At 73.1% G+C, this 20908-nt stretch carries 23 protein-coding genes; 13 read left to right on the top strand and 10 right to left on the bottom strand.

The features are described 5' to 3' along the window. Nucleotides 1-5: 5 nt before the first annotated feature. The 5 genes from DZA62_RS32050 to DZA62_RS32030 are packed head-to-tail and all read right to left on the bottom strand — an operon-like array spanning nt 6 to nt 5275. Nucleotides 6-650 carry a class II aldolase/adducin family protein gene (locus DZA62_RS32050; RefSeq protein WP_116953040.1) on the bottom strand — a complete coding sequence of 215 codons (645 nt, stop codon included), beginning with the start codon at nt 648-650 and terminating at the stop codon, nt 6-8. Next, a complete protein-coding gene (locus DZA62_RS32045) occupies nt 647-2125 on the bottom strand; it encodes an FGGY-family carbohydrate kinase (protein ID WP_116953039.1) in 1479 nt (492 codons plus the stop codon). Before DZA62_RS32045 ends, DZA62_RS32050 begins: the two co-directional genes overlap by 4 nt. Beyond that, nucleotides 2122-2958 (bottom strand): carbohydrate ABC transporter permease, encoded by an 837-nt coding sequence (locus DZA62_RS32040; protein ID WP_116953038.1) that lies wholly within the window; start codon nt 2956-2958, stop codon nt 2122-2124. Before DZA62_RS32040 ends, DZA62_RS32045 begins: the two co-directional genes overlap by 4 nt. Then, nucleotides 2955-3917, bottom strand: a complete 963-nt coding sequence (locus tag DZA62_RS32035) for a carbohydrate ABC transporter permease (RefSeq protein WP_116953037.1) — start codon at nt 3915-3917, stop codon at nt 2955-2957. The genes DZA62_RS32040 and DZA62_RS32035 overlap by 4 nt, the downstream gene beginning before the upstream one ends. Further along, nucleotides 3917-5275: an ABC transporter substrate-binding protein gene (locus DZA62_RS32030; protein ID WP_116953036.1), complete on the bottom strand. Its 1359-nt coding sequence runs from the start codon at nt 5273-5275 to the stop codon at nt 3917-3919. The genes DZA62_RS32035 and DZA62_RS32030 overlap by 1 nt, the downstream gene beginning before the upstream one ends. A gap of 464 nt (nt 5276-5739) precedes the next feature. Between DZA62_RS32030 and DZA62_RS32025 the strand changes: the two genes are divergently transcribed. Beyond that, nucleotides 5740-6261, top strand: coding sequence for a hypothetical protein (locus tag DZA62_RS32025; protein WP_116953035.1), 522 nt, complete (start codon nt 5740-5742; stop codon nt 6259-6261). A 9-nt stretch (nt 6262-6270) separates the two neighbouring features. Here the strand turns inward: DZA62_RS32025 and DZA62_RS32020 are convergent, their stop codons facing one another. Further along, on the bottom strand, nt 6271-6840 hold the full coding sequence (locus tag DZA62_RS32020; RefSeq protein WP_116953034.1) for a TetR/AcrR family transcriptional regulator: 570 nt from the start codon (nt 6838-6840) through the stop codon (nt 6271-6273). Continuing rightward, nucleotides 6830-7153 carry a DMT family transporter gene (locus tag DZA62_RS32015; protein ID WP_116953033.1) on the bottom strand — a complete coding sequence of 108 codons (324 nt, stop codon included), beginning with the start codon at nt 7151-7153 and terminating at the stop codon, nt 6830-6832. The genes DZA62_RS32020 and DZA62_RS32015 overlap by 11 nt, the downstream gene beginning before the upstream one ends. Before the next feature lie 75 nt (nt 7154-7228). Here DZA62_RS32015 and DZA62_RS32010 point away from each other — a divergent pair, with 75 nt between their 5' ends. The 3 genes from DZA62_RS32010 (at nt 7229) to DZA62_RS32000 (ending at nt 9494) form a co-directional block, all read left to right on the top strand. Beyond that, entirely contained in the window at nt 7229-7738 is a 510-nt protein-coding gene (locus tag DZA62_RS32010; RefSeq protein WP_116953032.1) for a hypothetical protein, read from the top strand. Nucleotides 7739-7813: 75 nt separating this feature from the next. Beyond that, entirely contained in the window at nt 7814-8194 is a 381-nt protein-coding gene (locus DZA62_RS32005) for a YciI family protein (protein WP_198664421.1), read from the top strand. Between the two features lie 46 nt (nt 8195-8240). Beyond that, the gene (locus DZA62_RS32000) at nt 8241-9494 is read left to right on the top strand and encodes an RNA polymerase sigma factor (protein WP_116953031.1); all 1254 of its coding nucleotides are present in this window, start codon (nt 8241-8243) and stop codon (nt 9492-9494) included. On the opposite strand, the gene DZA62_RS31995 is transcribed toward DZA62_RS32000, so the two are convergent. Further along, on the bottom strand, nt 9495-10442 hold the full coding sequence (locus tag DZA62_RS31995; RefSeq protein WP_116953030.1) for a carbohydrate kinase family protein: 948 nt from the start codon (nt 10440-10442) through the stop codon (nt 9495-9497). After that, on the bottom strand, nt 10439-11491 hold the full coding sequence (locus DZA62_RS31990; RefSeq protein WP_116953029.1) for a LacI family DNA-binding transcriptional regulator: 1053 nt from the start codon (nt 11489-11491) through the stop codon (nt 10439-10441). Before DZA62_RS31990 ends, DZA62_RS31995 begins: the two co-directional genes overlap by 4 nt. A gap of 256 nt (nt 11492-11747) precedes the next feature. On the opposite strand from DZA62_RS31990, the gene DZA62_RS31985 reads away from it, so the two are divergent. The 9 genes from DZA62_RS31985 (at nt 11748) to DZA62_RS31950 (ending at nt 19530) form a co-directional block, all read left to right on the top strand. Further along, nucleotides 11748-13703: a GH32 C-terminal domain-containing protein gene (locus DZA62_RS31985; protein WP_116953028.1), complete on the top strand. Its 1956-nt coding sequence runs from the start codon at nt 11748-11750 to the stop codon at nt 13701-13703. A 35-nt stretch (nt 13704-13738) separates the two neighbouring features. After that, on the top strand, nt 13739-14830 hold the full coding sequence (locus DZA62_RS31980; RefSeq protein ID WP_116953068.1) for a substrate-binding domain-containing protein: 1092 nt from the start codon (nt 13739-13741) through the stop codon (nt 14828-14830). Then, a complete protein-coding gene (locus DZA62_RS31975) occupies nt 14818-15849 on the top strand; it encodes an ABC transporter permease (protein WP_116953027.1) in 1032 nt (343 codons plus the stop codon). The genes DZA62_RS31980 and DZA62_RS31975 overlap by 13 nt, the downstream gene beginning before the upstream one ends. After that, a complete protein-coding gene (locus tag DZA62_RS31970) occupies nt 15846-16613 on the top strand; it encodes an ATP-binding cassette domain-containing protein (protein WP_116953026.1) in 768 nt (255 codons plus the stop codon). Before DZA62_RS31975 ends, DZA62_RS31970 begins: the two co-directional genes overlap by 4 nt. Before the next feature lie 113 nt (nt 16614-16726). Beyond that, nucleotides 16727-16894, top strand: a complete 168-nt coding sequence (locus DZA62_RS36070; RefSeq protein ID WP_157988039.1) for a hypothetical protein — start codon at nt 16727-16729, stop codon at nt 16892-16894. Further along, on the top strand, nt 16891-17574 hold the full coding sequence (locus DZA62_RS31965; RefSeq protein ID WP_116953025.1) for a CBS domain-containing protein: 684 nt from the start codon (nt 16891-16893) through the stop codon (nt 17572-17574). Before DZA62_RS36070 ends, DZA62_RS31965 begins: the two co-directional genes overlap by 4 nt. Before the next feature lie 68 nt (nt 17575-17642). Beyond that, entirely contained in the window at nt 17643-18281 is a 639-nt protein-coding gene (locus DZA62_RS31960; RefSeq protein ID WP_157988038.1) for a hypothetical protein, read from the top strand. Continuing rightward, the gene (locus DZA62_RS31955; RefSeq protein WP_116953023.1) at nt 18281-18919 is read left to right on the top strand and encodes a hypothetical protein; all 639 of its coding nucleotides are present in this window, start codon (nt 18281-18283) and stop codon (nt 18917-18919) included. Before DZA62_RS31960 ends, DZA62_RS31955 begins: the two co-directional genes overlap by 1 nt. Next, a complete protein-coding gene (locus DZA62_RS31950; protein ID WP_116953022.1) occupies nt 18916-19530 on the top strand; it encodes a hypothetical protein in 615 nt (204 codons plus the stop codon). The genes DZA62_RS31955 and DZA62_RS31950 overlap by 4 nt, the downstream gene beginning before the upstream one ends. Here DZA62_RS31950 and DZA62_RS31945 read toward each other — a convergent pair. Continuing rightward, a complete protein-coding gene (locus DZA62_RS31945; protein ID WP_116953021.1) occupies nt 19517-20824 on the bottom strand; it encodes a hypothetical protein in 1308 nt (435 codons plus the stop codon). The genes DZA62_RS31950 and DZA62_RS31945 overlap by 14 nt on opposite strands. Between the last annotated feature and the right edge of the window lie 84 nt (nt 20825-20908).

Raw genomic sequence — 20908 nt, 5'->3', positions numbered from 1 at the left:
CGCCGTCACAGGGTGTGGGTGATGCCGAGCGAGGCGTAGTCCAGCACGATCGGGTCGTCCGTGATCGCCCGGGCGTGCGTCAGCACCTTCGCCGCGCTCTCCACCGCGACCGTCGTCTTGAACGCGTCGCGCAGGTTCGGCCCGACGGTGAGCAGCCCGTGGTTGGCCCACACGACGGCGTTGCGGTCGGTCAGGTACTCCGCCATCCGGGCGCCGAACTCGGTGGAGTTGCTCAGCGCGAACGGCATGATCGGCACGTCGCCCTTGGTGTAGATCACCATGTTGACCAGTGCGCCGCGGATCGGCTCGCCGAGCACGCCGAAGACGTTGGCGAACGTCGGCTCGGTGTGCACGATCGCCTGCACGTCCGGCCGCGCGGCGTACACCGCCAGGTGCACCGTCACCTCCGACGACGGCTGCAGGCGTCCGTCGACGACGTTGGCGTCGGTGTCGACGACCACGAGGTCGTCCGGGCTCATCCGGTCGTACTCGAGGTCGGTCGGGGTGATGAGGAACGTCTCCGTCCCGGGGATGCGGATGCTGATGTTGCCCTGCGTGTTGAAGTTCAGGCCCAGCTGGACCGACTCCAGGCAGTAGGCGAGCACGCTCTCCCGGGCGGCCTGCAGGTCGAAGGTGTCGAGCGTGGTCATGCGGTGTCCTCCAGAGCAGTGAACGAATCGTTGACGGTCCGCAGCAGCGGGTAGAGGCTGCCGAAGGTCTCGCGCTGGCGGGTGTACCAGGCGGCGTGCTCGGGTTCGGGCCGGGCGTCGTGCAGGACGGGCGGCGCCGGCAGGGCGCCGACCCCCTCGTGGACACCCACGCCGACGGCGGCCAGCAGCGCGGCCCCGCGGCTGGACGCCTCCAAGGTGGCGGCGCGCAGCCGCAGGCCGGCGGCGTCGGCCCGGGCCTGCAGGGCGCTGGGATTGGCCGAGCCGCCACCGACGGCGTACACGTCGGTGCCGGCGATGCCGCGCTCGGCCAGCGCGGCCCGGATCTTCGCCAACTCGTACCCGGACGCCTCGACGAACGCCCGCGCGACCTGCGCCGTCGTCGTCTCCAGCGTGAGTCCGAGCAGGGCGCCCCGGGCCCGCGGGTCGTTGTCGAGCGTGCCGGACCCGGCCAGGTACGGCAGCACCAGCAGCGCCGGCGGAGGCGTGGCCGTCAGGTCGAACAGCGACGCCCACGGGTCGACGCGGTCGTGGTGCACCAGCGAGGCGAACCAGTCCAGCGCCCACCCGCCCGCCGCGGTCCCGGCCAGCGTCGCCCACAGGCCCGGCCCGACGGGGTACGTCGCGAGCCCGGTGCCCAGCAGCGTCTCCGGCCGTTCGACGGTCCCGACGGTGAGGCAGTCGCTGGAGCCGAAGGAGAACACCGACCGCTCCCCCGCCCGCCCACCGCCACCGAGGAACGCGGCGGCCTGGTCGTGCACCCCGGCGACGACCGGTACGCCGGCGCGCAGCCCGGTCGCTGCGGCCGCGTCGGCCGTGACCGTGCCGATCACCGTCCCGGCCGCGACCGGCTCGGACAGCAGCGCCGCGGGCACGTCCAGCGCGCCGAGGATCTCGTCGGACCACCGCCCGCCGCCCACGTCGTACGCGCCGGTCCGGGCCGCCATCGTCAGGTCGATCGCCGGCGCCGCGCCGAACCAGCCGGCGACGTGGTCGTCGACCGTCCGCACGGCAGCGGGAAGCGCGCCGCCGGGCAGCAGCTCGCGGACCTTGTGCACGGAGAACATCGGGTGCAGCGGCTGGCCGGTGAGCCGCTGCACGCGGTCCTCGCCGAGCGCGGCCGCCAGCTTCTCCGCCGAAGCCACGCCGCGCAGGTCCATGCTCAGCGGCGCCGGCCCGAGCGCGGCACCGTCCGGCCCGACCGGCACGACCGCCTCGCCCAGCGTGGAGAACGAGAGCGCCTCGACCGGGTCGGCGACGACCGCCGGGTGCGCGACGACCTCGCCGACCAGCCGGACCACGGCGGCCCGGACGGCGTCGGCGTCGATCTCCGCGCGGCCCTGCGCCGGCCGCACGACGGCCGTGCGCTGCGAGCGCGCCGCCAGCTCGTGCCCGTCCGCGTCGTACGCCGCGACCCGCGACCCGGTGGTGCCGAGGTCGATGCCCAGGAAGCTCACTTGACCGACCCCGCCAGCCCGTTGACCAGGTAGCGCTGCACCGACAGGTACACCACCACGATCGGCACGGAGATCAGCACCAGCACGGCGAACAGCGCGCCCGGCTGGCTCAGGTAGATGCCGCGGTAGGCCAGCGGCACCAGCGTGAGCGGCTTGAGGTCGTTGTCGCCGATCGCGACCAGCGGCAGCAGGAAGTCGTTCCAGCTCATCATCAGCTGCCACACCACGACGACGGCGGCGGCCGCCTTCCCGAGCGGGAAGTAGATGCGCCAGAAGATCGTCCACGTCGACGAGCCGTCCACCAGCGCCGCCTCGTACGTCTCGTCCGGGATGGCGAGGTAGGTGGTGCGGATCATGATGACGGCGAACGGCAGGCCCAGCGCGGTGTAGGCGAGCACGAGGCCGAACAGGTTGTCGTAGAGCCCCAGCCGCTGCAGGATCTTGAACATCGCCGTGACGACACCGGCCATCGGCAGCACCAGCGCGAGGATCAGCCCGACGAACACCACGCCCTTGAACGGCACCCGCAGCCGGGCCAGCGCGAACGCCGTCATCGACCCGAGCAGCAGCACCAGCACGATCGACGGCACCGACACCAGCAGGCTGTTCAGCAGATGCCGGCCGATCGGGTTGGTCTCGAAGATCGTCACGTAGTTGCGCAGCGTCGGCTCCTCGGGCACCAGCCCGAGCCCGGTCGTCGACGGGTTGGACGTCGGCAGCAGCGAGATGCCGATGACCATGACGACGGGGATCATCCACAGCACCGCGAGCGGGCCGAGCACCCAGTGCGCCCAGCGCGGCGGCGCGTCCACGTCCCGTATGCGCCGACTCATGACCGATCTCCCGTGATGAAGCCGGAGCCGAACGTGCGCAGCATCGCCAGCGACGAGCCGACCGCGACGACCAGCAGGACGACCGCGATGGTGGCTCCGTAGCCGAACGACTGCAGCTGGAACGCCTGCTTGAACAGGTACGTCGGCATCAGCTCGGACGCGTGGTTGGGGCCGCCCTCGGTGAGCACCCACACCAGCTCGAAGGTCTTCAGCGAGCCGATGATGCCGAGCAGCAGCAGCGCCAGGTGGGTCGGCTTGAGCAGCGGCAGCACGATCCGCCGGATCAGCTGCCAGCCGGTCGCGCCGTCGATGCGGGCCGCCTCGACGACGCTGTGGTCGACCAGCTGCAGCCCGGCGAGGTAGAAGAGCATCGAGAAGCCGGTCCACATCCAGACGTTGACCACGATCACCGCGAAGATCGCCGTCGACGGGTCGGACAGGTACGAGCGCGTCAGCACGTCGATGCCGGTGGCCCGGCCGAGCTGGGCGAGCACGCCGTTGAACGGGTCCAGCAGGCGCTGCCAGACGATGCCGACCACCACCGGCGACAGCACCGCCGGCAGGAAGAACAGCGTCCGGTACACCGTCCGGCCGCGCAGCCGGGTGTTGAGCAGCCAGGCCAGCGTGAAGCCGAGCGCGGCCTGCGGCACGATCGTCAGCACGATCCAGAACGCCGAGTTCCGCAGCGTCGTGTGGAACACCGGGTCGGAGAACAGCTCGCGGTAGTTGTCCAGGCCGACCGGGGTGCCGGCGCTGACCCCGTCCCAGTCGAGCAGGCTGGACTGGACGTTGAAGACGATGGGGTACACCACGAAGACGGCGAACAGCGCGACCGCCGGCGCGATGAAGCCCAGCGCGACCAGGCGCTCGCGGGTCAGCCGGCGGGCCGGGCGGCGCGGGCCGGTCCCGGCGACCCGGGTGTTCCGGGTCGCCGGGACGGGCGGGGTGAAGGCCGTCATCAGCCCTGCTGGTCCTGCACGGCCTGGACCGACTCGGCGGCCTGCTGCGGGGTGAGCTGACCGGCGGCGACACCCGCGAGCGCGTCGGCGACGGCGGTGTCGATCTCAGGGCTCAGGAAGTACCGCGACCACTGCACCTTCGGCATCCAGTCCTGGGTGAGCTGGTTCCAGATCTGCTCCTGCTTGTCGCTGGTGAACTCCTCCGGGTCCAGGCCGGTCACCGCGGGCAGGTCGTTGAACGTGTTGATCAGCACCTGGCCGCCGTCGCCGGCGATCCAGTCGGTGAGCACCTCGCAGGCGAGGTCCGGGTTGGCCGCGTCGGCGGAGATGCCCAGCGCGACGTCGATGCCGCCGACCAGCTGCGACTCGGCCGCGCCGCCGGGCAGCGTCGGGAACAGGAACGGCTCGTAGCCGGCCATGCCCTCGGACAGCGGCGCGATCTCCGTCTTCGACGGGTCGGACTGCTGGATCCACCAGGCGCCGAGCGGGATCATCGCGGCGTTGCCGGCCTCGAACTGGTTGACGCCGTTGGGGTACGCGTCGAGCGCCAGCGCGCCGTCCTGGGCGATGCCCTCCGTGAACAGCTTGCTCCAGTAGTCGAACGCCTCGACGATGCGCGCGTCCGTCCACGGGACCTCGCCGTTCTCGGCCTGGTAGACGCGGCCCGGCTCGAGGTTGTTGGCGATCTGCAGGAACACGACGTTGCGCAGCCAGGCGTCCTTCGCCGGCAGCAGGAACGGCGCCGCGTCACCGGCGTCGCCGAGCGTGGCGACCGCCGCCTGCAGGTCCGCCCAGGTGGCCGGCGGCTCGACCCCGGCCGCGTCGAGCAGCTCCGAGTTCGCCCACAGGTTCACCGTCTGCACCAGCAGCGGCAGCGCGTAGTAGTGCTCGTCGCCCTCGGGGTTGCCCATGCGGGCCTGCTCGAGGCCGACCGGGTGGAACTTGCTCTCCCAGTCGTCGCCCCAGGTATCGGCCGCGCACTGCTCCAGCGGCATCAGCTTCTCGCGGTACTGCTGGGTCAGCGCGCCCGGCTGCAGCCCGACGATGTCCGGCATCGTGCCCGACGACGCCCGCGTCTGCAGGTCGACGATGTACTCGGGGTAGTTGAAGATCGTCGAGTCGATCGTCACGTCCGGGTTGGACTCGGTGAACGAGTCGATCATCTGCCGGGTGGTCTGCTCGATCGGGCTCCAGGAGCGGAACGTGACGGTCTGCTCGTCCCCGCCTCCGCCGGCGGCGGACTCGTCGGGGTCGGCGCTGCCGGCGCAGGCCGCCAGCGTGGCGCCCAGGCAGAGCGCCAGGCCGGCCTGGATGCCGCGGCGGGCCGCGAGGCGGCGGGCCGTGGGTGGGAGCGTCATTGCTTCCGTCCTCTCTGTGGGTCTGCTCTGGGGCGGGCTGCTGTGGGGCGGCGAGCTGGCCGTCAGTAGAGGCCGGGCCGCTGACCAGTGTCAACGCCGCCCCTCACTGCTCGCCGCGGCGCTCGGATCGATGTCGGCCGATGTGCCGGCGGCGCGGGCGGACAGGGCCTGTCCGCTGTCGCGTTGATCGTTGTCCGATCGCTGACAACGCCGCGGGCCGTGTCAGACACGGCCGGGCCGGCACGCTGCGGCGGGCGCGGTTCGCAGGGCTCCGGCGGGCGCCTGACACCGCGGGCGGCCGCCGCTGTCCGGGACCGGCTCGCTGCCACGACGAGCACCGGCGAACGGCGCGGGACGGTCCGGTCACGATTTCGTTAATGTGAGCTGGCTCTCACCATGCGAGACGTTCTGTCCGGGCACGTCCCTACGCTCGCCGCCATCGGGCCCACGAGGAGGCAGTCGCCTTGAGACGTCACCCTCACACCAGGCGGCGTGCCGCCACGTCGCTCACCGCCGTCGTCTCGGCGGCGCTGCTCACGGCCGCCTGCACCGGGTCCGACGAGCCGACCGGGCCGATCGTCGCGCAGGGACGCGTCGTCGACGGTGACGGCGCCGCGGTCTCGGGTGCCCAGGTGCTGCTCGTGCTGTTGCCCAGCTCGGAGGAGTGGGAAGCGGCAGGTGACGTCATCGAGGTCAACACCGTCGCCCAGGCGGCCTCGGCCGAGGACGGACGGTTCGAGCTGCGGATCGCCGAGTCCGAACGCGACGAGCTGCCCTCGGATCCGTCGGCCGTCGTCGACTTCGAGATCCACGTGAACGCGCCCGAGGGCTGGATGTCGTACGCATGGTCGGCCCGGCCGGCGAGCGCCGACGCGCCGGGCGTGTTCGTCCGCGCCGATGCCGAGCCGCCGGCCGACCCCGCCGCGGCCGAACCGGTGACCGTCGAGCTCGACGTCACCGAGCACACCTACGACGACGGCAGCTGACCGGCCCGGTCAGCGGGGCGGCGTGAGCAGCCGGTCGAACAGCAGGGCCAGCCGGTCGGCGTCGATCGGCCGGTCGGAGAGCAGCGCCAGCAGACCGGCGCCGTCGAGGGCGCTGACGAACGCGTCGACCGCGACCGGGTCGTCGGTGTAGCGGCGGGCCAGCCGCGCCGTCCACCGCGACCACGCCAGCGCGGCCTCGCGCAGCGACGGCCGGCGCGCGGCGTGCAGCAGCAGCTCGTACGAGCCCAGCCACGCCTCGCGATCGGCGTTGAACGACGCCGCGAGGTAGCCGGCCAGTTCGGCGGGGGTCGCGGTGTCGGGCAGCGACTCCGCGAGGTCCTGGGCGTACTCCTCGGTGCACTCGACCAGGGCGGCCACCAGCAGCTCGTCGATGGTCGCGAAGTGGTACGTGGCCAGCGACTTCGCCACTCCCGCCTCGGCGGCGACCGCGCGGTGCGTCACGCCCTCCGGGCCGTCGCGGCCGACCACCCGCATGGCCGCGTCGAGCAGGCGACGCCGGGTCTGCTGTCCGCGCGTGCGCCGGCCGTCCGCCGTCGCACGCGCGGGCTCAGTGGGCACCGCCGAGCTCCAGCGCGAGGACTCCGCCGATGATCAGCACGATGCCGCCCACCTGCACCGTCGTCAGCGGCTCGCTGAGGAACGCCGCGCCGATCAGGGCCACCAGCGCCACCCCGGCCGCCGCCCACACGCCGTAGGCGACGCCGATGCGCATGCCGCGCTCGAGGGCGAACGACAGCATTGCGAACGCGGTGAGGTAGCCGACCACCAGCACGATGCTGGGCACCAGCTTGGTGAACCCCTCGGAGGCCCGCAGCGCGAGCGTCGCGGTCACCTCCGCCCCGATGGCCAGCGCCAGAAACACCCAGGTCATGCTGCACGTCCTCACGGCCAGAAACTATCTGGACGTTTGTCCAGATACTCATCGTAGCGCACTACACTCGACCGCATGGCGTACCGGACGCCCGTCGTCGTCGCGGCCGTGCTGCTCGCCGGTTGCTCCGGCGCGGAGCCCGGCGCGGAGCCCGCCGCCACGCCCGCTCCCCCACCCGCGCCCACATCCGCCGCCACGCTGCTGCCCGGCATCACGGACTCCGGGCAGCTCTCCGAGCCGGTCGTCGTCCAGGGCTGGGTCAGCCGCACCGACGGGACCGCGGTGGCCGACGCGCTGGTGCTGCTCGCCGCCCATCCCACCGGGGCGGACGTCGCCGCCACCGGCACCGGCGGCTCTCCGCTCACCCCGGTCGCCGCGGCCAGGTCCGGGCCGGACGGCCGCTACGAGTTGCGCATCGCCGCGCACCTGCGGGCGGAGCTGCCGGCCGACGAGGACGGCCTGGTCGGGTTCGTCGTCTCCGTCGACTCCCCCGACGGCCGCGACCAGCCCTCGTCCTCCTGGACCGCGCCGGCCGAGCCGACTCATCCGCACACCGTCGACCTCGACGTCTCGGCAGCCGGCTGATCGGTGTCGGGAACGGCGCCGCCCGTTCGACGACAGAGCGAGAGAATGACGACGGAGGGAGTCAGCATGCGTTTCATGTCGTTCATCCGGTCCGAGGAACCGAACCCGGCCGGCCCGCCGCCGCCGGAGCTGTTCGCGGCGGTCGGTGAGTTCGCCCAGGAGGTCGGCGTGTCCGGCGCGCTGGTCGACATGGGCGGGCTGCTGCCCAGCTCGGCCGGTGCCGTCGTGTCGCTGGTCGACGGCCGCATCAACGCGGTCGACGGGCCGTTCACCGAGGCCAAGGAGCTGATCGGCGGGTACGCCGTGCTCGAGGTGCGCTCCCGCGAAGAGGCCGTCGAGCTGGCCCGGCGACTGTTGCTGGTGCACCAGCGGCACTGGCCGGGCTGGCAGGGGTCGTGCGAGCTGCGCCAGCTCGAGGACGCCGACCATCCGCACCCGGACCTGCCCCGCCCCTAGCGATCGCGGGTTTGCCCGGCCGGGCCGCCGGTGGTCTCATCGACGAGTGAGCGACGAGACCACCCGGGCCGCGGTCGAGGCCGTCTGGCGGCTGGAGTCGACGCGGCTGGTGGCCGGGCTGGTGCGCATCGTGCGCGACGTCGGCCTGGCCGAGGACCTCGCGCAGGACGCCCTGGTCGCCGCGCTCGACACCTGGCCGCGGTCGGGCATCCCGGACCGACCGGCGGCGTGGCTGATGACGATCGCCAAACGGCGCGCCGTCGACCTCTACCGCCGGCACGAGCGCCGGGACGTGCTCTACGCGACCATCGCCCGCGACCACGGCCCCTACGTCGTCGAGCCGGACTTCGCCGTGGCGGTCGACCACGTCGAGGACGACGTGCTGCGGCTGATGTTCGTCTGCTGCCACCCGTCGCTGACGCCCGAGGCGCAGACGACGCTGACGCTCAAACTCGTCGGCGGGCTGAGCAGCCGCGAGATCGCCCGCGCCTACCTGACGTCGGAGGCGACCATCACCCAGCGCGTCGGCCGGGCCAAGCGGACGCTCACCGAGGCGCGCGCCGCCCTGGACGAACCGTCCGGCGCGGACCGCGCGACCCGGCTGACCACCGTCCTGGGCGTCGTGTACCTGCTGTTCAACGAGGGGTACTCGGCCACCGAGGGCACCGACTGGACGCGTCCCGACCTCTGCGCCGAGGCGGTCCGGCTGGGCCGCATCCTGGCGACCCTGGTGCCGGACGACGCCGAGGTGCACGGCCTGTCCGCGCTGATGGAGCTGCAGTCGTCACGGCTGCGCGCCCGGGTGGGACCGGACGGCGAGCCGGTGCTGCTGCTCGACCAGGACCGCGGCCGCTGGGACCACGCCCGCATCCGCCGCGGCCTCGCGGCGCTGGACCGGGCCGAGTCGCTGACGCCGGAGCCCGGGCCCTACGTGCTGCAGGCCGCGATCGCCGCCTGCCACGCCCGCGCCGTCCGGGCCGAGGACACCGACTGGGCCGCCATCGCCGCGCTGTACGAGCGGCTCGGCCGGGTCAACGGCACGGCAGTCGTCGAGCTGAACCGGGCCGTCGCGCTGAGCATGGCCTACGGGCCGAGGGCGGGACTGGAGCTGCTCGACCAGATCGCCGACGCCCCGGCCATGCGCGGCTACCACCTGCTCCCGAGCGTGCGCGGCGACCTGCTGGAACGGCTCGGCCGGCGCGACGAGGCGCGGGCGGAGTTCGAGCGGGCGGCCGAGCTGACCCGCAACGACCGCGAGCGCCGGCTGCTGCTCGACCGCGCCCGGCGACTCGGCGGCTGATCAGGCCCGGGACCGGTTGACGGCGTCGAGCTCGGCACGAGTGGGCGGGTTCGCGCCGGCCCGCGACACTGTGACGGCGGCGGCCAGCGTGGCCCGGCGCACGACCCGCTCGACGACGTCGGTGCGCACTGCGTGCAGCCGCGGCCGGGCGGCACCGCCGAGCAGGTCCTCGTCCCAGAGCCCGTCGAGCAGGCCGGCGGTGAACGAGTCGCCGGCGCCCACGGTGTCCGCGACGGTGACCGGCGCGGCCGGGACGTGCACCTCTCCTCCGGCGGTGACGGCGACGGCGCCGTCGCCGCCCAGCGTGACGACGACCAGCGCCGGGCCGAGCCGCAGCCAGTCGCGCGCGACGTCGATCGCGGCGCGGCCGGGCGCGAGCCACGCGGTGTCCTGGTCGCTGGCCTTGACGACGTCGCTGCCGGCGACCAACCGCTCGACCCGTGCCCGCGGGTCGCCGGCGCCGACCATGAGATCGGGCCGGATGTTGGGGTCGTAGCTGACGGTGCTGTCGCGGCGCACCTCGCCGACCAGCCGCTCGACCGCCGCCGCGCCCGGCGCGACCGTCGTCGCCAGCGAGCCGGTGTGCAGCACCAGCGGTGGCTCGGGCACCGCGACCGGGCCGAGACCCCAGGTCAGCTCGAACCGGTAGTCCGCCGACCCGTCCGACCCGATGCGGGCGATCGCCGACGACGTCCGCACGGCGGCGCCCTGGGTGCGGACCTCGACGCCGGCCAAGGCCAGATGTGCCCTGATCGCGTCGCCGTCGGCGTCGGCGCCCAGCTCGGTGACGAGGGCGGTCCGCCGGCCCAGCCGCCCGAGTCCGTACGCGACGTTCGCCGGGCTGCCGCCCGGGTGCCGGGCCTCGGCGCCGTCGCGCTCGACGATGACGTCGGTGAGCGCCTCGCCCACGACGACTGCCAGGCCGCCCGCGCCGCCGCCCGCCGTCACGGGCGCTCCGGCGCGATCTCGCCCGAGCCGCGCGGCACGGTCGTCGTCGGGAGCAGGAGTCGCCGCGGCCGGCCGCGCTCGCCGTCGAGGCGCTGGAACAGCAGCTCCGCGGCGGCCCGCCCCATCGCGGCCGGGTCCTGCGCGATGACGCTGACCCGCGGCTTGAGCAGATCGGCCAGCGGGAAGTCGTCGAATCCGATCAGCGCGACGCGGTTCTCCAGGCCGAGCTCCTGCAGCGCGGTGATGGCGCCGATGGTGACCAGGTTCTGGCTGGCGAACAGCGCCGTCGGCGCATCGGCGGAGCGCAGCAGCGCCGTCGTCGCGCGCGCGGCGTCGTCGACGGTGTGCAGGTCGTGGACGACGTGCGCGTGGTCCAGCGGCAGCCCGCGCTCGAGCAGCCCCCGCTGGTAGCCGGCGAAGCGCTGCCGGGCGGTCGGGATGAGGGCGAGGTCGCCGAGGTAGGCGATGCGCCGGTGGCCGACGTCGGCGAGCTGGTGCACCGCCTCGCGCGCGCCGGCCTCGTTGTCCGACAGCACGCAGTCGGCGAGCAGGCCCTGCGGCTGGCGGTCGACGAACACCAGCGGCGTACCGGCCTCCATCTCCGCGCGCAGGTAGCCCTGGTCCTCACCGACCGGCGCGATGATCAGGCCGTCGACCCGGCGCTCGGTGAACGCCCGGACCAGGGTCTGCTCGCGCTGCTGGTCCTCGTCGACGCTGCCGGCGAGGATGAGCACGCGCCGCTCGTTGGCGACGTCTTCGACGGCGCGCAGCAGGACGCTGGAGAACGGGTTGGCGAGGTCCTCGAGCACGGTGCCGATGGCGGCGGTGCGCCGGCTGGACCGGCGCAGCGCGCTGGCCGACAGGTTCGGCCGGTAGTCGAGCCGGCTGATCGCCAGCCGCACGGCGTCGACCTTCGGCGCCGTGACGCCGGCCTCGCCGTTGACCACCCGCGACACCGTCTTCATGCTGACGCCCGCCATGGCTGCGACGTCGCGCAGCGTCGCCCGCGGCCGGTACGGCGTGGTCACCGGATCGGCGTGTTCGGTCATGGACCCCCTCCGATCGACACACAGTACCGGCACGTACAGGTACGGCTCACCCGTGGCTCCGCCAGCCTCCCGACCGCGCTTGACAACATTGTCAGACCGTTCCGACGGGCGGAATCATCTCCCCGTAACACTGCAGAAAGCAAGTATTGACACGTACGCCATAAGCCTCCAAACTCCCCTGACAAGGTTGTCAGGCAGTCGATCGCGACGACCTCCATCTCCGGTTTCACGATCACTGGCAAGGGAGCTGGGACGTATGCGCAGGAGAGTGCGGACCGCCGTGGCGACGCTCGCCGCGGCCGCCGGCATCGCGGGAGTGATGGTCCAGTCCGGGTCAGCCGGGACCGTGCAGGACTACCCGGAGTTCCCCTACCCCGTCACCAACTACCAGGAGGACAACCGCGGCCAGTTCCACTTCAGCTCGCGCGGCGGCTGGATCAACGACGTCAACGCGCCGCTCTACTACGACGGCGAGTACCACCTCTACTACCAGCACAACCCGCACGGCCTGCAGTGGGACACCATGCACTGGGGACACGCGACGAGCACCGACCTGGTGCACTGGAAGCAGCAGCCGATCGCGCTGGAGCCCGGCGTCCATCCGGGCGACCTGTGGTCCGGCGGCGGCGTGGTCGACACCGCGAACGTCAGCGGGCTGAAGGACGGCGAGGACGACCCGATCGTCGTCTACTCCGGCACCAACGGCGTCCAGATCTTCTACTCCACCGACGGCGGGTACACGTTCCGGACCTATGACGGCGGCCGGAAGGTCGTCGTCCCGCAGGGCACCAGCCGCGACCCGAAGGTCTTCTGGGACGAGGAGTCCGGCACCTGGGGCATGGTCGTCTGGTCCGACGGCGGCGGCAACGGAGCGGACTTCTACACCTCGGACGACCTGCTGAACTGGACGTTCGCCTCGCGCTACGGCGCCGACTGGCTGTTCGAGTGCCCCGACTTCTTCGCCGTGCCGCTCGACGGCGACCCGGCGAACGTCAAGTGGGTGCTCAACGACGGCAGCGGCGAGTACGTCGTCGGCGACTGGGACGGCACGACGTTCACCGCCGACGACCCCGCGCCGCAGAAGTTCAACCAGGTCGAGACGTACGCCGGCAGCAGCTACTACGCGGGCCTGACGTTCGAGAACCTGCCCGACGACCGGATCGTCTCGATGGCGTGGCAGGGCCAGAACGCCGGCACGGTCTGGACCGGCAACCACACGTTCCCCGTCGAGATGCGCCTCGAGACCGTCGACGGCCGCCCGACGGTGCTGAGCACGCCGATCGACGAGATCGCCGGGCTGCGCACGTCGACGCAGACCTGGAAGGCGCGCATGCTCGACCCCGGGCGGGCCCGCGAGCTGCTGGCCGGCGTCGAGGCCGACACCGTCGAGATCGAGGCCGAGTTCGAGGTCGTCGGCCGGACACCGGCCCGGTTCGGCTTCCGCCTCGGCACCGGCGAGGACGGCTGGTTCGACCACGAGGTCGTCTACGACTCCGCCACCCAGACGCTGGACGGCGTGCCGCTGCCGCTGGAGGACGGGAAGGTCCGGCTGCGCCTGCTGGTCGACCGCGGCCAGCTGGAGATCTTCGGCAACGACGGCCGGCTCTACCGCAGCCTCAACGTCAACTTCGACAGCATGCCCGGCGACGACGCCATGGAGCTCTACGTCGAGGGACGGGTGCGGCTGACGAACCTGGCCGTGCACCAGCTCGGCTCGATCTGGGGCGGCGAGTCGACGCTGGCCTCGAACCTCGGCGGCAAGTGGTACACCGACTCCGGGGTCTGGTCCGACGCGTCCGGCGGCAAGCAGGGCACCAGCGGCGGCGACGCGTTCTACCTCAACACGACCTCCGGCACCGACTTCACCTACGAGGCCGACGTGACGCTGCGCTCCGGCGTCGCCGCGGCCCTCACGTTCCGTTCCAACCGCGACGCCAGCCGGCACTACACCGCCAACGTCGACGCGCACGCGAACGTGATCAAGCTCTGGCGGCCCGGCCGCGACATCGCCACCTACCCGCTCGACGTCGAGTACGGGCGCACCTATCACCTGAAAGTGGTGGCCGTGGGCCCGCGCATCCAGGTATACCTCGACGACGCCGCGGAGCCGGTCATCGACGCCGTCGACGACACCATCACCAGCGGCCAGTTCGGCCTGAACGTGTACAACGGCACCGCCGTGATCGACGACGTGCAGGTGAGCGAACCGTGAGCCGCGTCAGCCGCGCCACACAGGAGGACATCGTCATGACCGCATCCCGACCGCGCAGGCGCCGGTTCGCCGGTGCCGTCGCCCTCACCGCCGCCACTCTGCTCACGGCGAGTGCCTGTGGCGGCGACGACGACGGCAGCGCCACGGCCGGCGAGGGCGACACCGTCGCCGTCACGCTGATCACCAAGGACTCCATCAACCCGTTCTTCGTCGCCATGCAGGAGGGCGCGAAGGAGGTCGCCGAGGAGGAGAACGTCGACCTCACCATCGCGGCGGGTGCCGAGGACGGCGACGAGGAGGGCCAGATCCAGGCCATCGAGAACGCCATCGCCGCAGGCGAGCAGGGCATCCTCATCGTGCCGAACGGCCCGGGCGTGAACCCGGCGATCGAGCGGGCCCGCGACGCCGGCCTGTTCGTCATCGCGCTGGACACCCCGCCGGACCCGGCCGACATCGTCGACATCACCTTCGCCACCGACAATTTCGAGGCCGGCGAGCTGATCGGCCAGTGGGCCGCGGCGCAGCTGGGCGGGCAGCCGGCCACCATCGCGCTGCTCGACCTGTTCAACGACAAGATCGTCTCGGTCGACTACAACCGCGACCAGGGCTTCCTGTCCGGCATGGGCATCGAGCTCGGCGACGACAAGCGCAACGGCGACGAGGCGCCCACCGGCCAGTACTCCGGCGGGACGTACGAGATCGTCTGCAACGAGCCGACCGGCGGCGCGGAGGACGGCGGCCGTACGGCGATGGAGAACTGCCTGACCCGCAACCCGGACATCAACGTCGTCTACACGATCAACGAGCCGTCCGCGGCCGGGGCGCACGCCGCACTGGAGGCGGCCGGCGTCGCCGACGACGTGCTGATCGTCTCCGTCGACGGCGGCTGCGACGGCGTCCAGGCGGTGAAGGACGGCCGCATCGGCGCCACGTCGCAGCAGTACCCGCTGCTCATGGCCTCCGAGGGGGTCAAGGCGATCGCCGACATCGCGCGCGGCGGCGAGCCCCCCACGCCCAGCGACGGCCTCGACTTCTTCAACACCGGCGTCGCGCTGGTCACCGACACGGCGGCCGACGGCGTCGAGAGCATCGACACGACCGAGGGCACGGACAAGTGCTGGGGCTGACCACCGAACCGGGCGGGGCGGCGGCGGAGCTGGAGCGCCGCCGCCGCTCCCCCGCCCAACGCGTCCAGCACCTGCTGCACACCCACCCGGCGCTCAGCCCGGCGATCATCCTGCTGCTGACGTGTGTCGCGTTCACGCTGCTCAACGACCGGTTCGCCGCGCCCGCCGCGCTGTCGCTGCTGATCCAGCAGACGGCGATCGTGGCGGCGCTGGCGATCGGGCAGACGCTGATCATCCTGACCGCCGGCATCGACCTCTCGGTCGGCGCCATCGCGGTCCTCTCGTCCATGCTGGCGGCCATGCTCGCCGCCGAGCACGGGGTGCCGGCGCCGCTCGCGCTGGTCGTCGGCGTCGCGACGGGGCTGGCTGCGGGCAGTCTCAACGGGCTGCTCGTCACACGGGTAGGGCTGCCCCCGTTCATCGTCACGCTGGGCACGCTGAGCGTGTTCACCGCGATCGTGCTGATCTACACCGGCGGGCAGAGCGTGCCCGGCGCCGACCTGCCCGACTGGCTGACCTGGACCGGGACGACGTTCCCGCTGGGCGACTTCCGGCTCACCTACGGCGTGGTCCTCGTCGCGCTGATGTACCTGGTGGTCGGATGGGCGCTGAGCCAGACCGCGTGGGGCCGGCACGTGTACGCCGTCGGCGACGACGCCGACGCGTCGCGGCTGGCCGGCATCCGGGTGAACCGGGTGCTGTTCAGCGTGTACGCCGTCGCCGGGCTCATCTACGGGCTCGCGGCGTGGGTGCTGATCGGCCGGGCCGGCGCGGCCAGCCCGAACGCGATCGCCGACGCCAACCTGGAGTCGATCACGGCGGTCGTCATCGGCGGTACCAGCCTGTTCGGCGGCCGCGGCGGCATCCTCGGGACGCTGCTCGGCGCGCTGATCGTCCAGTCGTTCGCCGTCGGGCTGTCGCTGGCCGGCGTCGACGACCAGTACCGCCTGCTCGCCGTCGGCGTCCTCGTCATCGCCGCGGTGTCGGTGGACCAGTGGATCAGGAGGGTGCGGGCATGACGACGACGCGGACCCCGGTGCTCGCCGCGCGCGGGCTGGTGAAGACGTTCGGCCGGGTGGTCGGCCTCGACGGCGTCGACGTCGACGTGTACGCGGGTGAGGTGCTGGCCGTCATCGGCGACAACGGCGCCGGCAAGTCGACGCTGATCAAGTGCCTCACCGGCGCGTTGATCCCGGACGCCGGCACGATCAGCTGCGACGGCCGCGAGGTGGCGTTCCGACGACCGCAGGACGCCCGCGAGGCCGGCATCGAGACCGTGTACCAGACGCTGGCCGTCGCACCGGCCCTGGACGTCGCGAGCAATCTCTACCTCGGCCGCGAGGAGCGCCGCCCCGGCCCGCTCGGCACCGTGTTCCGGATGCTCGACAAGCAGGGCATGCGCAAGCGTGCCGCCGACGCCGTCCGCGACCTCGGCATCAGCACCATCCAGAACATCACCCAGCCGGTCGAGTCGCTGTCGGGCGGGCAGCGGCAGGCCGTCGCCGTCGCGCGGGCGGCGGCGTTCGGCAGTCGCATCGTCGTACTGGACGAGCCGACCGCCGCTCTCGGCGTCAAGGAGTCGAACCAGGTGCTCGCGCTGATCGAGCGGCTCCGGGAGAACGGCCTCGGCGTCCTGCTGATCAGCCACAACATGCCGCACGTATGGCAGGTGGCCGACCGCATCCACGTCCAGCGGCTCGGCCGCTCGGCCGGTGTCATCACCCCGCAATCGCACACCATGGCCGAGGGGGTGGCGATCATGACCGGCGCCGCGGCCGCCTGACCGACGGGCCGTCCGGCCGGGCCGTTCGGCCCTGCCGCCGCGGCCGCCGCGGAGGCAGGCTGGATCTCGGAGGGCACCGCGTCCCCGGGGGCGCCCTCCGGGAGGTGAGCACGATGGGCTGGCACGACCACGATCCCGGCGGCTGGGACTGGCTCGCGATGGCCGCGACGATGGCGCTGATCTGGGCACTCATCATCGCCGTCGGCGTCGTCGTGGTGCAGCGTCTGCTCGACCGTCCGGACCGGCACGACCACGGAGACCGGCCGGGACGGCATCGATGAGCGACCGCTGGACCGTCGCCGACGTGATGACCGCGCACGTCGTCACCGCCGGCGAGGACGACTCGTTCAAAGACGTCGCCGCCCTGCTGTCCGAGCATCGGGTGACCGCCGTGCCGGTCGTCGACCCGTCCGGACGTGTCGTCGGCGTCGTGTCGGTGACCGACCTGCTGTGCAAGGAACGGTTCCAGATGCCGTGGCAGTCGCGCCGGGTGCGGCGCGACGGCCGGACACCGGCCCGGGCCAAGGCCGCCGCGACGACGGCGCAGGAGCTCATGACGGCGCCCGCGGTCACCATCGGGCCGGGCGCGTCCCTGCCGGCCGCGGCGCGCAGCCTGTCGCGGCACCGGGTCTCCCGCCTGGTGGTGGTCGGCGACGACGGCCGCCCGGTCGGCGTCGTCAGCCAGAGCGACCTGCTGCGGGCGTTCCTCACGCCCGACGAGGAACTGGCCGAGCAGGTGCTGCGCCGGCTGGTCCACTTCGCGCTGTGGGACGACCCGTTCGCGGTCCGCGTCGAGGTCGAGGACGGCGTCGCCGTCCTGACCGGCGAGGTCGAGCGCCGGTCGCTGGCCGTGCTGGCGGCGCGGCTGGCCCGCTCGGTCGACGGCGTGGTCGACGTCGACGACCGGCTCGTCTACGCCGTCGACGACACCGCCCTGCCGCCGCGCGACCAGCCGGGCTGACCGGGCCCGAGTCTCGGCCCTGGTCACGGGAGCGCGCCCCGAGCCGGGCGCACCTTACACTCTGCTCCGTGATGGCGGAGTCGGGCGGCCGGCTGCGGCGCCTCGGCCCCAGGGCCCCGCGCCAGCACCTGACGCTGGCGGGGAGCGCTGCGGGCGCGGTGGCGCTGGCCGTGCTGGTCGCCGGTGGCTTCGACCCGCTCGAGAAGCCGGAGGCCGACGTCGCGCCGCTGGCTGCCGGCGAGGCCGTCGACCTCGGCCCGTTCACCGTCACCGTCGACCGCATGAGGGTCGTCGACGAACTGCCCGGCATCTCCGAGGGCGACGACGACACCCGGGTGCTGGCGCTGGTCGCGACCGTGACGGCGACCGGGACGACGACGCAGTACGGCGCGATGCTCTCGGAGAGCGTCGCGCTGGAGCAGCTGCCGGGTGTGGCCGGCGACGGCGACGGTCCGGTGCCCGCCGACGACGTCTACGTCATGGCCGACGGCACCCGCCTCGACGCCGTCCAGCCGGGTCTGGAGTACGAGGTCGCGCTGGTGTGGGAGCAGGACGCCCGGGCCGACGTCCCCTCCGACGCGCGGCTGGTGCTGGTCGGGCGGACGCTGCGGGAGAGCTCGATCGACCGGTCGATGGAATGGCTGGACCCGCTGCCCGTCGTCGCCGGCGTTCTCGAGGTGACGGCACCCGCCGAGGAGGAGTCCTGATGGGCGGCCGCCGCGTGGCGCGTCCGCCGTCGAGCCGGCTCACCGGGCTGCCGCGGCAGGCGGCGTTCGCGGTCCTGCTGGTCGCGGCGCTGGCGACCGGGCGCGCCGTCGAGACCCTGATGCCGGTCGGCGACGAGGTGGCCGCGCCGTTCGAGCGGACCGGCGGTGTCGGCGACCGCATCGAGGCGCGCTGGGGCGACGTCGAGGTGACCTCCGTCGCCGGTTCCACCCGCATCGAGGACCCGTACGGCGCCACGCACGTGACCGGCGGCGTGTACGTCGTCGTCGACTGGACGTACACGGCGGCCGGGGAGCCGCAGGTCCCCGCGTGGGTGGCGATCCGCGACACCGAGGGCCGGGTGTTCCGCACCAGCCTCGAGCGCAACCCGTACAGCTCCGGCGGCGCGGCGCAGCCGGGCATCCCCCGCCGGGTGGCGGCGGCGATCGAAGTGCCCGCCGACGCCGTGGCCGGGGCGGAGCTGGTCATCACGCTGGAGCCGAACCCCGAGAACCACCGCCGCGACGACGTCGCCGTCGTCGACCTCGGGCTGACGCAGGACGACGCCGACGCCTGGGCCGCGTCGGAGGAGCCGCTGGAGGTGGCCGAGCCGGCCGACGGCCCCGGGGCCATGTCGTGAGGCCGCCGGGCTGGTGGCGGCGCAACCGCTGGGGGCTGATCGCGCTGCCGGTGACCGTGGTGGCGGCGCTGGCGGCCAGCTCGTACCGCGTCGAGACCTACTGGTGGGTGGAGAAGCCGCGCGACCTCGTGCACGCCGAACGCGGCGAGTGGGTGACGTTCTCCGCCAGCCAGTACGACCGCACGGGCGACGTGCCGTTCACCGTGCGGGTGCGGCTCGACGACGTGCGCCCGGCCGACACGCCGTTCGGCGAGGACGCCCCGCTCGAACTGCCCGCCGGCGTGCAGGCGGTCGCCGTCGACCTCGCCCTGGCCGCCGCGCCGGACGTGCCGCTGACCAGCTGCGATCTCGTCGTCCGCGACGCGTCCGGCACCGAGTACGCCTACCAGTCCTCGTCGCCGTCGATCAGCCAGGCGACGTCACCGTGCGTGCCTCCGGACGCCCGCGGGCCGGAACTCGATCTGTTCGAAGGGCTCGACCCCGACACCGGGCCGCCCCGCCCGGGCGAGTGGACCGTCAGCCCGGTCGTCCTGCTCCCCGACGGCGTCGAGGTGGCCGAGGTGCTGCTCAGCTGGGGTCCGCCGGACGGGCTGCTGATCAGCGCAGAGTGACGGTGCTGCGCGCGCCGCGGTCGAGGACGCGGTCGATGGCCGCGCCCAGCAGGCAGACCACCGCGACCGTGCCGACGACGTGCGACACCATGCCGGTGTGCGGGACGAACGCCAGGTAGGCGCCCAGCGGCAGCGGTCCCAGCAGTTCGCGCCAGATCAGCTCGACCGCGTACTCCAGCCGCTGCGCGACGACGAACGCGAGCGCGAACAGCAGCATCGGGGCCAGCCCGGCGACGGCGAGCCGGCGCAGGCCGCTGACCAGCGCGCCGAAGCGTTCGCCGAGGCCGCCGGTGAGCTCGTTGCCGACCTGGCGGGCGGGAGCGTGCATGCGGCGGACCAGCCCGCCGCGCGGCCGGCGGTGTGAGGCCTGGCGGCGCCGCTCCGGCTCGCGCAGCTGCTGCCCGTACACGACCGCGCCCACCGTCAGCCACGCGACCGGGATCACCAGCAGCGCATCGGCGTCGCTGAGCAGGTCGAACAGCCACCTGCCGCCGGCGTCGACCGCGCTGCCGACCGGGCCGAAGAACTCCAGCAGCGACTGCCATCCGCCGGCGATGGCCTGGGTGAGCGCCCGCTCCCGCAGCCACGTGAAGGCGGCCTCCTGGTGGGTGGCGAGCATGCGGGCGAGCGTCACCAGCCACAGCACCTCGACGTAGGCCGCCGCCCACGGGACCCACCGCATCGGCCGGCGCCGCGCCAGCACGCCCAGCCCGTACCGCAGCACGATCGCGATCGCCACCAGCGCCATCGCCAGCCAGCCGGTCGCCAGCGCCGTCCGGTTGTCGTCCACCTCGCCCGTGCCGAGCAGCAGGTCGGGGTCGTTGAACAGCTCGTCGGTGACCGCCGTGTTCACGAACCGGAACACGTCCTCGGAGAGGTAGCCGTAGGACGCGTAGATGGCGAGGAACGGGATCATCACGGCACCCAGGACGGTGACGACGCTCGCGTGCTCTCGCTCGGGGCCGTCGCCGGCCGCCGCCTGGTCGGCCGAGGCCTGCAGCGACGGGAGCGAGTGCCGCAGCGCGTAGAGGGCCGCGATCAGCGCGCACACCGCCGCCAGCGGACCCAGGACCAGGACGAGAACACCCAGCGTGCCGCTGAACTCACTCAGCTCGACCGCCGCCCACAGCGCGGCGTAGCGGCCGGCCTCGCCGGCGAACAGGATCGCCAGCAGCACCGGCCAGTGCCCGGCCAGCAGCCGGACCGCCCGGCCCACGACCGCGAACAGGTCGGCCGCCGCCGAACGCAGCGTCGCGCCCAGCCCACGCCGGGTCGGTCTCTCGGTCAAGGTCATCGCAGGTCATCCTGGGTCAGAGCGGACGACTCAGGATAGTGGCTGAGCGAGCGTCCCGAGGAGCGGCAGATGGTCGGCGCCAGC

The organism is Jiangella endophytica (assembly GCF_003427025.1).
GTDB lineage: Bacteria > Actinomycetota > Actinomycetes > Jiangellales > Jiangellaceae > Jiangella > Jiangella endophytica.
The sequence above is the reverse complement of the archived record's forward strand: the minus strand, read 5'-3'. Positions and strand labels throughout refer to the sequence as shown.

Coding starts and splice junctions, on each gene's coding strand:
- DZA62_RS32050 (WP_116953040.1), bottom strand. CDS start 650: ATGACCACGCTCGACACCTTCGACCTGCAGGCCGCCCGGGAGAGCGTG.
- DZA62_RS32040 (WP_116953038.1), bottom strand. CDS start 2,958: ATGAGTCGGCGCATACGGGACGTGGACGCGCCGCCGCGCTGGGCGCAC.
- DZA62_RS32035 (WP_116953037.1), bottom strand. CDS start 3,917: ATGACGGCCTTCACCCCGCCCGTCCCGGCGACCCGGAACACCCGGGTC.
- DZA62_RS32030 (WP_116953036.1), bottom strand. CDS start 5,275: ATGACGCTCCCACCCACGGCCCGCCGCCTCGCGGCCCGCCGCGGCATC.
- DZA62_RS32015 (WP_116953033.1), bottom strand. CDS start 7,153: ATGACCTGGGTGTTTCTGGCGCTGGCCATCGGGGCGGAGGTGACCGCG.
- DZA62_RS32010 (WP_116953032.1), top strand. CDS start 7,229: ATGGCGTACCGGACGCCCGTCGTCGTCGCGGCCGTGCTGCTCGCCGGT.
- DZA62_RS32005 (WP_198664421.1), top strand. CDS start 7,814: ATGTCGTTCATCCGGTCCGAGGAACCGAACCCGGCCGGCCCGCCGCCG.
- DZA62_RS31990 (WP_116953029.1), bottom strand. CDS start 11,491: ATGACCGAACACGCCGATCCGGTGACCACGCCGTACCGGCCGCGGGCG.
- DZA62_RS31985 (WP_116953028.1), top strand. CDS start 11,748: ATGCGCAGGAGAGTGCGGACCGCCGTGGCGACGCTCGCCGCGGCCGCC.
- DZA62_RS31980 (WP_116953068.1), top strand. CDS start 13,739: ATGACCGCATCCCGACCGCGCAGGCGCCGGTTCGCCGGTGCCGTCGCC.
- DZA62_RS31970 (WP_116953026.1), top strand. CDS start 15,846: ATGACGACGACGCGGACCCCGGTGCTCGCCGCGCGCGGGCTGGTGAAG.
- DZA62_RS36070 (WP_157988039.1), top strand. CDS start 16,727: ATGGGCTGGCACGACCACGATCCCGGCGGCTGGGACTGGCTCGCGATG.
- DZA62_RS31965 (WP_116953025.1), top strand. CDS start 16,891: ATGAGCGACCGCTGGACCGTCGCCGACGTGATGACCGCGCACGTCGTC.
- DZA62_RS31955 (WP_116953023.1), top strand. CDS start 18,281: ATGGGCGGCCGCCGCGTGGCGCGTCCGCCGTCGAGCCGGCTCACCGGG.
- DZA62_RS31945 (WP_116953021.1), bottom strand. CDS start 20,824: ATGACCTTGACCGAGAGACCGACCCGGCGTGGGCTGGGCGCGACGCTG.